This window comes from Vibrio sp. B1FLJ16, assembly GCF_905175385.1.
GTDB lineage: Bacteria > Pseudomonadota > Gammaproteobacteria > Enterobacterales > Vibrionaceae > Vibrio.
Genome location: NZ_HG992749.1, coordinates 1,201,022 through 1,215,937 on the forward strand (window position 1 = coordinate 1,201,022; position 14,916 = coordinate 1,215,937).

The window sequence follows — 14,916 nt, forward strand, 5'->3', positions numbered from 1 at the left end:
TGTGAATCCTCCCTTTGATTCGGCTTCCTTTCTCAAGACAGTTACACATCAGCCCGGCGTTTACAGAATGTACAACGCCGAAGCTGTTGTTATATATGTCGGAAAAGCCAAAGACCTTCAGAAGCGTTTATCAAGTTACTTCCGCAAAAAAGTAGATAGTGAGAAAACGCGCGCACTTGTCAGTAATATCGCCAAAATAGATGTCACGGTAACGCATACCGAGACAGAAGCTCTTATTCTTGAGCATAATTACATCAAGCAATACTTACCCAAGTACAACGTACTTCTGCGTGATGATAAGTCGTATCCTTACATCTTTATAAGCGGTCACAAACATCCGCGACTATCGATGCACAGGGGCGCTAAAAAACGCAAAGGCGAGTACTTTGGCCCTTATCCTGACTCGGGTGCTGTACGCGAAACCTTGCATTTACTGCAAAAAATATTTCCTGTACGTCAATGTGAAGACACTGTTTATTCCAACCGGACTCGACCATGTCTGATGTATCAGATCGGACGTTGCGCTGCACCTTGTGTAAGTTCAATCATCTCCGATGAAGCATACGAAGAGTTAGTAGGCTTTGTCCGGCTATTTTTACAAGGCAAAGACCAGCAAGTACTAAAGCAACTGATTGAAAAAATGGAACATGCCAGTCAGCAGTTACGTTTTGAAGATGCGGCGAAGTTTCGTGACCAAATTCAGGCAATACGTCGAGTTCAGGAACAGCAGTATGTATCTGAAGACAGTATGGACGACATGGATGTATTGGGATTTGCGCAGGAAAGTGGTATCGCTTGTGTCCACATTTTGATGATTCGCCAGGGTAAGGTGCTTGGTAGCCGCAGCCATTTTCCTAAAATCCCACAGAACACCAGCCAGCAAGAGGTTTTTGATAGCTTCTTAACTCAGTATTACTTGAGCCACAACGAAGCACGTACTATTCCAGCCAGGGTTATTTTTAATCAGGAGTTGGCTGCGGATGTTGACCCGATTCAAAAGGCATTGAGTGAAGTGGCCGGACGTAAGGTTCATTTCCACACTTCGCCAACCGGAGTGCGAGGGCGTTATCTAAAACTCTCGAATACGAATGCACTTACGGCGATAACCACTAAAATCAATCACAAGATGACCATCAATCAGCGTTTTCATGCTCTGCGGGAAACATTGTCTATGGATTCGATCGCCCGGATGGAGTGTTTTGATATTTCCCATACAATGGGAGAAAGCACAATAGCATCGTGTGTGGTGTTTAATAATGAAGGTCCGGTAAAACAGGAATATCGTCGTTACAACATCACGGGTATTACGGGTGGTGATGATTATGCCGCAATGGGACAAGCACTGGAGCGCCGGTATTCAAAGCAGCTGGATGTGGAGAAAATTCCCGATATCATCTTCATTGATGGCGGTAAGGGGCAGTTAAACCGAGCACATGAAATTATCTCTCACTATTGGGGAGACTGGCCGAAACGACCTGCAATGATAGGGATCGCGAAAGGGGTTACCCGTAAACCCGGACTTGAGACCTTAATTACTGTAGATGGTGATGAGTTTAATCTGCCTAGTGATGCTCCTGCGCTTCACCTGATTCAGCATATTCGTGACGAGAGTCATAATCATGCAATCGCTGGACACAGAGCGAAACGTGGTAAAACACGACGCACGAGCCCATTAGAGGGGATCGAAGGAGTTGGTCCTAAGCGGAGACAAGCTTTGCTAAAATATATGGGTGGATTACAGGAACTTAAACGTGCAAGTGTAGAAGAAATAACCAAAGTGCCGGGTATTAGTCACTCTTTAGCAGAAATTATTTTCCAAGCATTGAAAGAATAAGGAAAATCCCGCAACATTAGCACGCAATGTTTAAGAGAATAATAAAATGCGATTGAATATCCCGAACATTCTGTCTCTTCTTAGGCTGTTCTTAATTCCAGTTTTTATGGTCATCTTTTACCTGCCTTATTCATGGGCACCATTCGCTGCAGCAATGGTGTTTTGGGTGGCGGGTTTTACCGATTGGCTAGACGGTATGTTGGCTCGAAAACTTGATCAAACCTCGCGTTTTGGTGCGTTTATTGATCCGGTTGCTGATAAAGTACTGGTTGCAACAGCGTTAATCCTTATCACTGAGCATTATCATACTATTTGGGTTACGATACCTGCCGTCACTATGATTGCTCGTGAAATCATTATTTCTGCTTTGCGTGAATGGATGGCAGAAATTGGCAAGCGCGCCAGTGTAGCAGTGTCTTGGGTCGGTAAAGTAAAGACTGTCTCTCAGATGTTTGCGTTGTGGGTGTTGATCTGGCGTTATGATGACTGGATGATTTGGATCGGTTTTGCAGCGCTTTACATTGCGACCTTCCTAACCTATTGGTCGATGTTTCAATATCTTGCTGCAGCAAAAGACGATTTGCTCAACGAAGAACATCATTAAGAACTCTTTTATAAGAAGCAGGCTAACCAAGCCTGCTTTTTTTATTTCTCCTGCTTTTTTTATTTCTCCTGTTTATTTTTATGCGGATTCTGAAAGATAGATAAATGTGACTTGGCTCTTGTTTTTCTTTCCTTTTCCTAACTGCTGAAGGGAATAACGTAATTATGGACGGTTGATATAGGTCGGCTGTCCGGTTTCTATAGCAGGCAAGTAGTCAAAATTTCATGATAAACAAGTGTATTTGAGCGTTTTTTAGTATTAAAACTAAGCAACTTGCCGTCTTTCGCACAATTTCTAGTCAAACGATTTAAAAAAGTAAAAATAGTATTGACTCGTTAGCTCGAATCCGTAGAATGCATCCCGTACCCAAGAGAGCACGGCTCAAAAGGGTGGTAAGAAAAGAAAATTTTCTTGCAATGAGGCGCCTTGGCAGAGTGGCTATGCAGCGGATTGCAAATCCGTGGACCTCGGTTCGACTCCGGGAGGCGCCTCCATTATTCTTTTAGAGAATAAATGCGACACTAGCTCAGTTGGTAGAGCGCAACCTTGCCAAGGTTGAGGTCACGAGTTCGAACCTCGTGTGTCGCTCCAAAATTTAAAGATATGGCGTTAAGCGGTATCAGATGGTGTTTTACTTTTCTGTAAAGGCATCACAAAGAATATTTGTGTGCCCTGGTGGTGGAATTGGTAGACACAAGGGATTTAAAATCCCTCGGCGTTCGCGCTGTGCCGGTTCAAGTCCGGCCCGGGGCACCATCTTATTATTGCGACACTAGCTCAGTTGGTAGAGCGCAACCTTGCCAAGGTTGAGGTCACGAGTTCGAACCTCGTGTGTCGCTCCAAACATTAAAACCCAGCATTCACGTGCTGGGTTTTTGTGTTTTTGCATGCTGAAATTTTAATGGCGCAAGAGTCCTACCCATTTCATTTGTCAAAGCGCAGTTGATAGAGCGCAGCCTTGCCAGGGTTGAGGTCACGCCTTTTTGTTAATGGATAGGGAACCTCGTGTGTCGCTCCAAACATAAAACCCAGCATTCACGTGCTGGGTTTTTGTATTTGTGCTTAATGTAATATCAATCGTAGTAGGTAAGTGGTCATTCTAGCTTGTTAAATACTCGATAACCGCGTTACCTTTTCGTCTATAAAGAAGTTTGATTGCAGAATAACTACTTATCGAAAAATTGTGCCTTGTTCTCAAGCATTTTCCTCCGCTATTTCTGAACACTTATTTACTGCGATTGGCATAATTTAATGTTGTAAGAGTCACTACCATTCCAAATGACCGAAGCTCAGTGGTTAGAACACAATCTTGGTAAGGTTGAGGTCACGTCTTTTTCGTTTCTTACGCGTTATAAATTCTAGCCTCTTAAAACAATTATTAAGTATTTTAATAAGTTAGAGTGATAGGTGGGTTATTTACGATTTGTATAAGATTTTGTCTGCCGGACTTACCTGCCGAAGCGGTTGGAGCGACCAATTTATAGCCTCTATACTGAAACCTAAACCTCATGTGATCATCGGTTACAGGAAAAGTTAGTAATCAGCCCACTTAATAAGCAAATCAATGATTAAAAATCGTTGCCAGAGGATTTTATTTTGTGATAAATTCGCGCGCAATCTCGGAGCGTAATTTATAACGTGTGATCTCTGGGGGATACGCGTAGTGAACATTCAGGCTGATTGTGACACTACGTAGGGTAGGTACCAACAAAGCCTTTTGTTGGTAGACGGGATACTAATGCTGTAAGCGCAGCATATTAATGGGAAACCCAACATTGAAACCTTTGAATAAACACACACTAATCAGCTTCATATTACCGAAATGTCCTGTTTTACAAAACGGGTGCATTACGGAACCTTGATTACGTCTCAGCGCATCCAGCGCATATAGAAGTCACGAATGTTGTGACAGGATTTTCTGTATTTGTCATTCAAGCTATGGCAAATACGGAGGTTTACTTATTTCTCCTGCAGTATAAATCATTAGATTATTAAATCAGGATGAAATTATTTTATAATTCAAGGTATTACCTAGCATGACCACCGCCTTTGAAGTCGATAATACTATCGCAAACACTTTTTCATCACAGGTTCCTGTTGTTGAGGGAACGTATGACCTGACACCAGACCAAGTATTACTTGATCAGGCTCAGCACGAATCTGAGGTTCGTTCTTATCCTCGTCGCTTGCCAATTGCTATCAAACAAGCATTTGGCTGCCTGGTAGAAGACACTCGCGGTCAGATCTTTCTAGATTGTCTTGCTGGTGCGGGTACGCTGGCTTTGGGTTACAACCACCCAGAAATCAATCAAGCGTTAAAAGACCAACTGGACTCAGGTTTGCCTTATCAGACGCTAGATATTGCAACATCAGCAAAAACTAACTTTATCCAGTCTGTAAAGTCGTTTCTTCCTCAAGAGTTGGGTGACAACTGTGTTATTCAGTTCTGTGGTCCATCTGGTGCTGATGCCGTGGAAGCTGCGATCAAACTAGCGAAACAGACAACAGGCCGTAATACCGTGTTTGCGTTCCGTGGTGCTTACCATGGTATGACTAACGGCACGATGGGTATGATGGGCAACCTGGGTACTAAAGCTCGCCGTACTGGGCTTATGTCAGATGTGCACTTCATGCCGTTCCCGTACAACTTACGTTGTCCGTTTGGTCTCGGTGGTGATGAAGGCGCCAAAGCGAGTATCCGTTACATCGAACGTCTGCTAAATGATGATGAAGCGGGCATCATGAAGCCTGCTGCAATTTTTGTTGAACCAGTACAAGGCGAGGGCGGTGTAATCCCAGCCCCAGCATTCTGGCTACGTGAGCTGCGCCGTATCTGTGATGATCACGGTATTCTGCTGATATTCGATGAAATTCAATGTGGTGTTGGTAAAACTGGCTATAACTTTGCTTTCGAAGAATCAGGCATCGTTCCAGACGTATTGTGTTTGTCTAAAGCGATCGGTGGTGGTATGCCAATGTCGCTTCTTGTTATTAATAAACAGCATGATACATGGAAGCCAGGTGAGCACACAGGCACTTTCCGTGGCAACCAGTTAGCAATGGTAAGTGGTGCTAAAGCACTTGAAATCATCCAACGTGACAACCTTGTTGAGCACGCTAATATAGCTGGCCAATACCTACGTTTCGGTTTGGAAGGCATCCAAAAGCGTGTGGACTGTATCGCGGAAGTTCGTGGTAAAGGTCTGATGCTGGGCGTTGAAATCAAGAACCCTAACGGCGAATCGAACAAATTCGGCGAGCCTGCTTCTGACGGTCAACTGACGCTAGCGATTCAACGCGCAGCACTAGAGCGTGGTTTGATGGTAGAGAAGGGGGGTCGTGACGGCTCTGTGATTCGTTTCCTTCCACCACTTATCATCTCGTTTGAACAAATTGATTTCGCTCTGCGCGTGCTTGAAGACGCGATCATTGCTGCTGGTGGTAGCCACGTTGAAGCAGCACCACAAGAAGAGTGGAAAAAGCACTTTGTTCACACTGGTGAATACGGCAGTGCTGAATTTGCGTCAGTAATGAACCATACGACAGCGGCAATGAAATCTGTGTTTGAGCAGGTTAGTGCGCCATATTCAGGTATGGATCCTAAAGCGTTAGAAGCGGCGATCAATGCTGTCGATCTAGACAACAAAAACGCGCCTCTTAAATCGGTAATCGATGACGCAGCAGAACTGGTAGCAAAGAACGCTATCTTCACTCAGCACCCAGACTGCATTGCGCATTTACACACTCCACCGCTGATGCCAGCGATTGCTGCAGAAGCTATGATTGCAGCTCTGAACCAGTCGATGGACTCTTGGGATCAGGCGTCATCTGCGACTTATGTTGAACAAAAAGTCGTGAACTGGTTGTGCGATAAGTACGAACTGGGTGCGCAAGCTGACGGCATCTTCACTAGCGGCGGTACGCAAAGTAACCAAATGGGCTTAATGCTGGCGCGTGACTGGATCGCAGATAAGCTAAGTGCTCACTCAATCCAGAAACTCGGTCTTCCTGAGTATGCGGACAAACTGCGTATTGTGTGTTCTAAGAAATCACACTTTACGGTTCAAAAGTCAGCATCGTGGATGGGTCTTGGCGAAAAAGCAGTAATGACCGTTGATGCGAATCCAGATGGCACGATGGACGTGACAAAGTTGGATGACGTGCTAACACAAGCAAAAGCAGAAGGTTTAATTCCATTTGCTATCGTTGGTACGGCGGGTACGACTGATCATGGCGCTATTGATGATCTAGACTTTATTGCAGACATGGCAGCAAAACATGACATGTGGATGCATGTTGACGGCGCTTACGGTGGCGCGTTGATCCTGAGCAGCCAAAAAGCACGCCTGAAAGGTGTTGAACGTGCTCAGTCTATCAGCGTTGACTTCCACAAATTGTTCTACCAGACAATCAGCTGTGGTGCTCTTCTTGTCAATGACAAATCGAACTTTAAGTTCCTGCTGCATCATGCAGATTACTTGAACCGCGAACATGACGAATTACCAAACCTGGTTGATAAGTCTATCGCGACTACTAAACGCTTTGATGCTTTAAAAGTGTTTATGACCATGCAGAGCGTAGGGCCGAGAGCCTTAGGTGATATGTATGACCATCTGCTAAACCAGACTCTGGAAGTAGCAGATATGATCCGTGATAACGACCACTTTGAGTTGTTAGCGGAACCATCATTATCGACAGTGCTGTTCCGTGCTACACACGAATCAGCAGATCTTGATGAACTGAATAAAGCGTTGCGTTTAGAGGCGCTGACTCGTGGAACCGCAGTATTGGGAGAGACCATTGTTGACGGTAAAACCGCGCTTAAATTTACGATTTTAAACCCGTGTCTGACGACATCGGACTTTGAATCGTTGCTCTCAAAAATCCATATGCTAGCAGTTGAGCTAGTTTAACAAAGGTAACGGAAAACTATGGCAATTCTACAGATTGGTGCAGGCGGCGTTGGCTGGGTAGTTGCACACAAAGCAGCACAAAACAACGACGTTCTGGGTGATATCACAATCGCATCACGTACCGTAGGTAAGTGTGAGAAAATCATCGAATCAATTCAGAAGAAAAACAATCTGAAAGATTCAACTAAGAAATTAGAAGCTAGAGCAGTAAATGCTGACGACGTAGATTCTCTTGTTGCTCTGATTAAAGAAGTGAAGCCTGACCTGGTTATTAACGCAGGTCCTCCATGGGTAAACATGCCAATCATGGAAGCGTGTTACCAAGCTAAAGTTTCTTACTTAGATACATCAGTAGCGGTTGACTTATGTTCTGAAGGTCAGCAGGTACCACAAGCTTATGACTGGCAGTGGGGCTACCGCGAAAAGTTCGCAGAAGCGGGCATCACAGGTATCCTAGGCGCAGGTTTCGATCCAGGCGTAGTATCTGTATTCGCAGCGTACGCGGTGAAGCATCTGTTCGATGAAATCGACACTATCGACGTAATGGACGTGAATGCTGGTGACCACGGTAAGAAGTTTGCGACAAACTTTGACCCGGAAACCAACATGCTAGAGATTCAGGGCGACTCTTTCTACTGGGAAAATGGTGAGTGGAAACAAGTACCTTGCCACTCTCGTATGCTTGAGTTTGATTTCCCTAACTGCGGTACGCACAAAGTGTACTCAATGGCGCACGATGAAGTTCGTTCAATGAAAGAATTCATCCCAGCTAAACGCATTGAGTTCTGGATGGGATTTGGTGATCGTTACCTGAATTACTTCAACGTAATGCGTGATATCGGTCTATTGAGCCCTGATCCGTTGACACTGCACGATGGCACAGTTGTTCAGCCACTACACGTGCTAAAAGCGTTGCTACCAGATCCAACTTCTCTGGCACCTGGCTATACAGGCCTGACTTGTATCGGTACATGGGTTCAAGGTAAGAAAGACGGTAAAGAGCGCAGTGTGTTCATCTACAATAATGCAGACCACGAAGTTGCATACGAAGATGTAGAGCACCAAGCAATCTCATACACTACAGGTGTACCGGCGATCACAGCAGCACTTCAGTTCTTCCGTGGTAAGTGGGCGGATAAAGGTGTGTTCAACATGGAACAGCTAGATCCGGATCCGTTCCTGGAAACCATGCCTTCTATCGGCTTGGACTGGCATGTTCAGGAGTTGGAACCAGCTCAAGAGTTACCAGTTATCCACGAGCTTAAAAAATGAGTAGCTAAGCTCGTAGCAACCTGGAATTAACTTAAATCTAAGCCGATGCGAATGCGTCGGCTTTGTTCGATTTTATCGAGCCCTCGTTTAGGCGAGGGGACTCAAGGTATTAAAATGCAACACAGTGAACTAAAAACTCCGTACTTCATGATTAATGAAGACAAACTAATAGAGAACCTAGAGAAAGCGAAACAGCTAAAAGAGATTTCTGGCGTGAAGCTGGTGCTGGCACTGAAGTGTTTCTCAACTTGGGGTGTTTTTGACATCATCAAACCTTACCTGGATGGGACAACCAGTTCCGGCCCATTCGAAGTCAAGCTTGGCTACGAAACTTTCGGCGGTGAAACTCACGCATACAGCGTGGGTTACAGTGAAGATGACGTACGTGAAGTTGCTGATATCTGTGACAAGATGATCTTTAACTCTCAGTCTCAGCTTGCTGCTCATCGTCATATCGTAGAAGGTAAAGCGTCGATTGGTCTGCGCCTCAATCCGGGTGTGAGTTACGCTGGTCAGGATTTAGCAAACCCTGCACGTCAGTTCTCACGTCTTGGTGTACAAGCTGATCATATCAAAGCTGAAGTATTTGACGATATTGATGGCGTGATGTTCCACATGAACTGTGAAAACAAAGATGTGGATGCGTTTATCGGTTTACTGGATTCTATCTCAGAACAGTTTGGTGAGTATCTGAACAAGCTGGACTGGGTAAGCATGGGCGGAGGTGTATTCTTTACCTGGCCTGGCTACGATATTGAGAAGTTGGGTCTTGCTCTTAAAGCCTTCTCTGAAAAGCACGGTGTGCAAATGTACTTAGAACCGGGCGAAGCGATCATCACGAAGACGACAGACCTAGTGGTTACTGTGGTAGATATCGTTGAGAACGTGAAGAAAACGGCTATTGTGGACTCAGCGACAGAAGCGCACCGTCTTGATACGCTGATTTACAACGAACCAGCGTCTATTCTGGAAGCTTCAGAGAATGGTGTGCATGAGTATGTGATTGGTTCATGCTCATGCCTTGCTGGTGACCAGTTCTGTGTAGCTAATTTTGAACAGCCACTAGAAATCGGTCAGCGTTTGCATATTCTCGACAGCGCTGGCTATACCATGGTGAAACTAAACTGGTTTAACGGTTTGCGTATGCCTTCGGTTTACTGTGAGCGTTCAAATGGCGAGATTCAAAAACTGAACGAGTTTGATTATTCAGATTTTAAACGTTCACTATCTCAATGGTCCGTAAAATAAGCGTTCTGCTTTTCTGCACCATATCAATGAAAAAGAGCAGCTTAGGCTGCTCTTTTTCATGGGAGACGGAGTCGGTTACTAGTCTTCTATAATAACTCGGGTATCTTCACTCAATGCTTCAAGCTCATTAGCGACATCTTCAATTTCCATTTCGCTTGGCAGCTTAATTGCGATTTTTGCACTGAACAGACTTGAGCTGACGCCACCGCCACCTGCGATAAAGACGCGTTGACAGTCCATATCTAAAATCGAAATGCCCTGATCATCAAGCACATGTGTTATTTCATTTACAATGCCTGCCCGGTCATTTGCATCCAGTCTTAGTTGGTAGATGGTCTCGGCGTTGTGAGAATGAGATTCTGAATCGACAAACTTAACCACTAGGGTTTGGCAATCTGCGAATGCGCCTTTAACGATGTCGGCATTCTCTTTTGGTAATTCAATTTTAATTACCCCCGCCACTTGGTCTTCTATAAAGTTCACTTTACTGATTAGCCATTTACCACCATTTTCATGGGTGATAGCAGCAAGTTCCTTAATGGTCGCAGGTGATGCCTGACCGACAAAATTAACGATAAACACGGTATTCATATGCTCCCCTCCTGAAAAAGGTTTGGACGCGGCACGGGTCTATGTAGCGCTTAAGTTATTGGAATAAGTTATTTTATTCAGTGTAGGTGTTAGGGGAGGGATATGTTTGATGAAGGTCAATTTTTCTAGCTAATTCTTGATGCAAATTTTCAAAACAATGTTTGACCCACAAAAAAGCAGCCGTATCGTGGCTGCTTCATGTTTAACTGTTCTTAGAAGGTAACTTTTAATTCTAAGCCATAGAACTGACTGTCATAACCGGCTCCTGCGTTCATAGCGTACTTAGCTACGTCTTGGTTACCGAACCAAGGTGATGAGCTAAACTGAAGTTCAGCACTGCCACCCCAAGCGTCAGTCACCCAATAATGGATGTGGCCTACAGGATTAAGAAGGAACAGTGAGACTCCACCTACCGTCTCTGAGCCTAAAACTTCTCCACCATTTGCGAGTATGTCCTGCTCAGCAGTCAGCATCATTTCACCAACGACGGCACCGAAGAACGGAGTAATGAAGATGTCTTGCCAGGAAGGGACTTCCGCGAAAGCCTCTACACCATACTCCCAGAAGAACGTTGACATCGTCGCGGAGTATAAGAATGATTCAAATTCATTGTAACCAGCATGACGGGCTGCCGTGTAATAAACACCGCCGAAATATGGGTGCATGATATAGTTCAGGAAATGCTCATCGCGATCCCACACCGGGCCATCAGAGACATTGTCTTTCCACTTCTTCCCGAGCTGACTCATATCTCGGTCCTCTTCGTCCCACTTAGTAATGCTCTCAGGCAGGAATGTCATTAGCCCGACAGTCGCCACACTCAGACCAAGAATGGTATAAGTTTGCCCCATCAGGTAATCCCAATCCTTGTCCTCCGGGACTATACGGTGCTTAGGTAGTAAGCCAGCATCAAGATTTAGATGATCATCACTATTCTGTTCTAAAGAAAGACTGCTGTTTTGAGCCTTGAAGGTGTACAGGTTGGTGGTTTCGCAGTAACCTGACAAACACTCAGGTTTGTAAGAAAACTCTGCGTGACTGGTCATATCATACTGACTTGCGTTTGCGACCGTTGTGGCGACAAGGCTTAACCCAGCTAGTGTCTTCTTGAACATGGATGATTTTGACACAAAGGTCTCCGAATAAATGCTTTAATGATCTAGCTCACAATTATCCATTAAAAGAAAAACCATTTAAATACTTGGCCTTAAATTTAATCCAAATGACTAAGTGGAAGATGGATAAGAGCTTTGTTGAGTATGTTAACTTAGGCTCCCTCGAATAAGCAAATGTCATGTGGTTAAACCTATACACAGATATAGCTAAATGACTGTAAGTTACTGTGTCTGCAAGCCAAGTCATTCTCGCGGAACCAAAAATATAGCGGAATTTGAGTGCGGGCATAAACATGTTAGTTTGTTAGATAAATAAGAAAGGTAAGTGAGCACAGCTTACAAAAAATAGAATTGTGTTCGTATTTAGGAGTCAGTTGTGAAAATAGCAATGCTTAGTACCGGAGAAGAAGTCCTTCACGGTGATATAGTTGATACAAATGCGGCTTGGTTATCCAGCCTGTTTTATCAACAAGGATTTGGCCTGACAAAACGCTCAACCGTTGGAGATAAGCTGTCCAGCCTGGTTGAAGAGTTTCTAATGCTGAGCTTCAACAATGACGTCGTTATTGTCAATGGAGGCTTAGGGCCGACAACTGATGATATGAGTGCCGCAGCGGCTGCAAAAGCGGCTGAGTGTAAATTGGTACTGTTTAAAGAGTGGCTGGAGCATTTGGAAAGCATCTATGCTCGACGTGGAATTCCAATGCCAGACAGTAACTTAAAGCAGGCGATGTTGCCTGAAACTGCAGAGATATTAGATAACCCGATTGGTACCGCTTGTGGTTTTAAGATGAAGATCAATGATGCGGTTTTCTATTTTACACCTGGAGTACCGAGTGAATTCAAACTGATGGCAGAAACTCAAATTCTGCTCGATTTAAAGCGTTCTTTCCCGCAGGTTCAAGGTTCCTCATGCAGCCGCATATACACATTTGGCCTTTCTGAATCGGGTATCTCAGACAAGTTGGATCCAATTAAGCTACCGAAGGGGTACGAACTTGGTTATCGCTCTTATCTGCCGTTTATTGAAGTAAAACTGTTTGGACCGAACGATCAATTAGAGCAGCGTTTAAAGTTAATGCAGTTGATTAACAAGCATTTAGAATCTAACACAGTGAGTGTTGATGTTCCGATGGTTGAGCATATCGGTCAGCTTCTTACAGAAAAAAACTTAACGGTAGCAATATCAGAAAAGAGTAGTGCCGGGTATCTGAATTACTGGCTGAATAGTGATGAAAACGCGCGAAATCAGCTTGGTCACGGTTGGGTTTTGTCAGATAAGAACAACGCGATTCAAGATGATGGTGATGCATTAGCAGCAACGTTTGCGCTTGCGGGGGCGACTCGTGATAAGTGCGGAACTCACTTATCGCTGGTCACAGGTAAAATAGATGAAGGGGTATTTTCTGTTGCACTTTCTACGCCCACGGGAGAGTGGGGCGCACTGTATAAGTTAGCCAGAAAATATCAACGCAGTGATGAAGTGAAAATCATCGGCACTGCTGCACTCGATTTGCTGCGCCGTTACCTGGAGCGCAAGCCGATGTTTGCCCATTATGCTTTCTTAGAAAAAGTTAAAGACATGCATATTCCGGCAAGATCGCTTTAACTCATCGAATCTAAACTCTCCAAATAAACAAAAGCCAAGGCTATTCACTAACCTTGGCTTTTTAATTGTGCTGTTTAATACCAATCTACACAAGTATCTGCTCATTCTTGCTAGTTAAAATCACTGACAGCCGCGTTATAGATTTTGCAATTAGAATAACTAGTTACTTCAATCTATGCCTTGCTCTAAGTGATTTTCTCTTCGCAATAAATTGACCATTTACTTATCCAGATTGGTATAAGCTGAGTTATGCACGCTTTTCTTTCATTGTGTAGTTAACGTCGCTGAGTGAAACGCTGGATTTTGCTTTACAGATACAAGGCAAAATTTCATCACCTTCTGTATAAGCCATTTTAAAACCAACATACTCAACCTCACCGGATTCTAACTTGCAACGACATGCACCGCAGTGGCCGTCACGACAGTTATATTCAGGTAGCAGGCCTGCCTGTTCCATGGTCTCCAAAATCGTATTTGAAGCGTTGGATTCAATGCTGACGAGTTTGTTGATTTTTATGGACGGCATTACAGTTCAAATCCTTCAAAGTCATCTGCGCTTACTTCATTGTCAATCTGACCAACTAAGTAAGATGAAATTTCAGCTTCCTGAGGAGCAACCTGAACATTATCTGAAGACAACCAAGCATTAATCCAAGGAATTGGGTTGCTTGTTGCATTAGGGTATGCCGCTGGCAGACCAACTGCCTGCATACGAATGTTCGTGATGTACTCAACATACTGGCTCAGAATGTCTTTGTTCAGACCGATCATTGAACCGTCTTTGAACAGGTACTCTGCCCACTCTTTTTCTTGCTCTGCTGCTTCTTTGAATAGGTCAAAACATTCTTGTTTTGCTTCTTCTGCAATCTGCATGAACGTAAAATCATCCTGCCCGTTGCGTAGCAGGTTGATCATGTGCTGAGTACCGTTCAGGTGAAGGGCTTCATCACGTGCGATCAGTTTGATGATTTTCGCGTTACCTTCCATCAGCTCACGCTCTGCGAAAGCAAATGAACATGCAAAACTGACGTAGAAACGAATCGCTTCGAGAGCGTTCACTGACATCAGACAGACGTACAACTTCTTCTTAAGCTCGTACAGGCTAATCTTAACTGTTTCGCCATTAAGAACGTGTTCGCCTTCACCATAGCGGTGGTAGTCATTGGTCGCTTGAATCAAATCATCGTAGTAGTGAGCGATGTCTTTGGCACGCTTAAGAATGTGTTCGTTCTCAACGATGTCGTCAAATACTACGCTTGGATCATTTACGATATTACGAATAATGTGCGTGTACGAACGAGAGTGAATCGTTTCAGAGAAAGACCAGGTTTCAATCCAGGTTTCAAGCTCAGGCAAAGAAACAAGAGGTAGTAGCGCGACGTTAGGGCTACGGCCTTGGATTGAATCCAGAAGTGTTTGGTACTTCAGGTTAGAGATGAAGATGTGTTTCTCGTGATCTGGCAGTTTGTTGTAGTCGATACGGTCGCTAGATACGTCTACTTCTTCCGGACGCCAGAAGAAAGAAAGCTGCTTTTCGATCAGCTTTTCGAAGATTTCGAATTTTTGCTGGTCGTAGCGAGCCACGTTTACTGATTGACCCAGGAACATCGGTTCCTTTAGCTGGTCGTTTTTATTCTGGTTAAAAGTACTGTAAGCCATGATGCCTCAATTCCTTTTAAACCTCCCGCGTTGGGGAGGTTTTCGATATTCTTTACTAGTTCAGTTATTGC

10 protein-coding genes and 4 tRNA genes are annotated in these 14,916 nt (G+C 44.3%); 10 read left to right on the top strand and 4 right to left on the bottom strand.

Features of this window, described 5'->3' with window-relative positions:
- The first annotated feature begins 1 nt into the window (after nucleotide 1).
- From uvrC to nspC, 9 genes are all read left to right on the top strand, one after another.
- The gene (uvrC, locus tag KHN79_RS05490; RefSeq protein ID WP_182008296.1) at nucleotides 2–1,834 is read left to right on the top strand and encodes an excinuclease ABC subunit UvrC; all 1,833 of its coding nucleotides are present in this window, start codon (nucleotides 2–4) and stop codon (nucleotides 1,832–1,834) included.
- 46 nt (nucleotides 1,835–1,880) lie between these two features.
- Nucleotides 1,881–2,438, top strand: coding sequence for a CDP-diacylglycerol--glycerol-3-phosphate 3-phosphatidyltransferase (gene pgsA / locus KHN79_RS05495; protein WP_182008108.1), 558 nt, complete (start codon nucleotides 1,881–1,883; stop codon nucleotides 2,436–2,438).
- Between the two features lie 420 nt (nucleotides 2,439–2,858).
- Nucleotides 2,859–2,932: transfer RNA gene (locus tag KHN79_RS05500), tRNA-Cys, on the top strand.
- Between the two features lie 21 nt (nucleotides 2,933–2,953).
- Nucleotides 2,954–3,029: transfer RNA gene (locus KHN79_RS05505), tRNA-Gly, on the top strand.
- A gap of 78 nt (nucleotides 3,030–3,107) precedes the next feature.
- Nucleotides 3,108–3,194, top strand: a tRNA-Leu gene (locus KHN79_RS05510).
- Between the two features lie 10 nt (nucleotides 3,195–3,204).
- Nucleotides 3,205–3,280, top strand: a tRNA-Gly gene (locus KHN79_RS05515).
- Nucleotides 3,281–4,474: 1,194 nt separating this feature from the next.
- Nucleotides 4,475–7,351, top strand: a complete 2,877-nt coding sequence (locus KHN79_RS05520) for a pyridoxal phosphate-dependent class III aminotransferase (RefSeq protein WP_182008107.1) — start codon at nucleotides 4,475–4,477, stop codon at nucleotides 7,349–7,351.
- Between the two features lie 18 nt (nucleotides 7,352–7,369).
- The gene (locus tag KHN79_RS05525) at nucleotides 7,370–8,623 is read left to right on the top strand and encodes a carboxynorspermidine synthase (protein WP_182008106.1); all 1,254 of its coding nucleotides are present in this window, start codon (nucleotides 7,370–7,372) and stop codon (nucleotides 8,621–8,623) included.
- A 114-nt stretch (nucleotides 8,624–8,737) separates the two neighbouring features.
- Nucleotides 8,738–9,871, top strand: coding sequence for a carboxynorspermidine decarboxylase (gene nspC / locus KHN79_RS05530; RefSeq protein ID WP_182008105.1), 1,134 nt, complete (start codon nucleotides 8,738–8,740; stop codon nucleotides 9,869–9,871).
- Nucleotides 9,872–9,949: 78 nt separating this feature from the next.
- Here the strand turns inward: nspC and KHN79_RS05535 are convergent, their stop codons facing one another.
- Both KHN79_RS05535 and KHN79_RS05540 read right to left on the bottom strand, forming a co-directional pair.
- Nucleotides 9,950–10,462 (bottom strand): ACT domain-containing protein, encoded by a 513-nt coding sequence (locus tag KHN79_RS05535; RefSeq protein ID WP_182008104.1) that lies wholly within the window; start codon nucleotides 10,460–10,462, stop codon nucleotides 9,950–9,952.
- A gap of 212 nt (nucleotides 10,463–10,674) precedes the next feature.
- Nucleotides 10,675–11,577 (bottom strand): DUF3943 domain-containing protein, encoded by a 903-nt coding sequence (locus KHN79_RS05540; RefSeq protein ID WP_182008295.1) that lies wholly within the window; start codon nucleotides 11,575–11,577, stop codon nucleotides 10,675–10,677.
- 376 nt (nucleotides 11,578–11,953) lie between these two features.
- On the opposite strand from KHN79_RS05540, the gene KHN79_RS05545 reads away from it, so the two are divergent.
- Nucleotides 11,954–13,186 (top strand): CinA family nicotinamide mononucleotide deamidase-related protein, encoded by a 1,233-nt coding sequence (locus KHN79_RS05545; protein ID WP_182008103.1) that lies wholly within the window; start codon nucleotides 11,954–11,956, stop codon nucleotides 13,184–13,186.
- Between the two features lie 247 nt (nucleotides 13,187–13,433).
- Here KHN79_RS05545 and KHN79_RS05550 read toward each other — a convergent pair whose 3' ends face one another.
- Together KHN79_RS05550 and nrdB are read right to left on the bottom strand one after the other, a co-directional pair.
- Nucleotides 13,434–13,712: a 2Fe-2S iron-sulfur cluster-binding protein gene (locus KHN79_RS05550; RefSeq protein ID WP_182008102.1), complete on the bottom strand. Its 279-nt coding sequence runs from the start codon at nucleotides 13,710–13,712 to the stop codon at nucleotides 13,434–13,436.
- Nucleotides 13,712–14,845 (bottom strand): class Ia ribonucleoside-diphosphate reductase subunit beta, encoded by a 1,134-nt coding sequence (gene nrdB, locus KHN79_RS05555; RefSeq protein WP_182008101.1) that lies wholly within the window; start codon nucleotides 14,843–14,845, stop codon nucleotides 13,712–13,714. The genes KHN79_RS05550 and nrdB overlap by 1 nt, the downstream gene beginning before the upstream one ends.
- Between the last annotated feature and the right edge of the window lie 71 nt (nucleotides 14,846–14,916).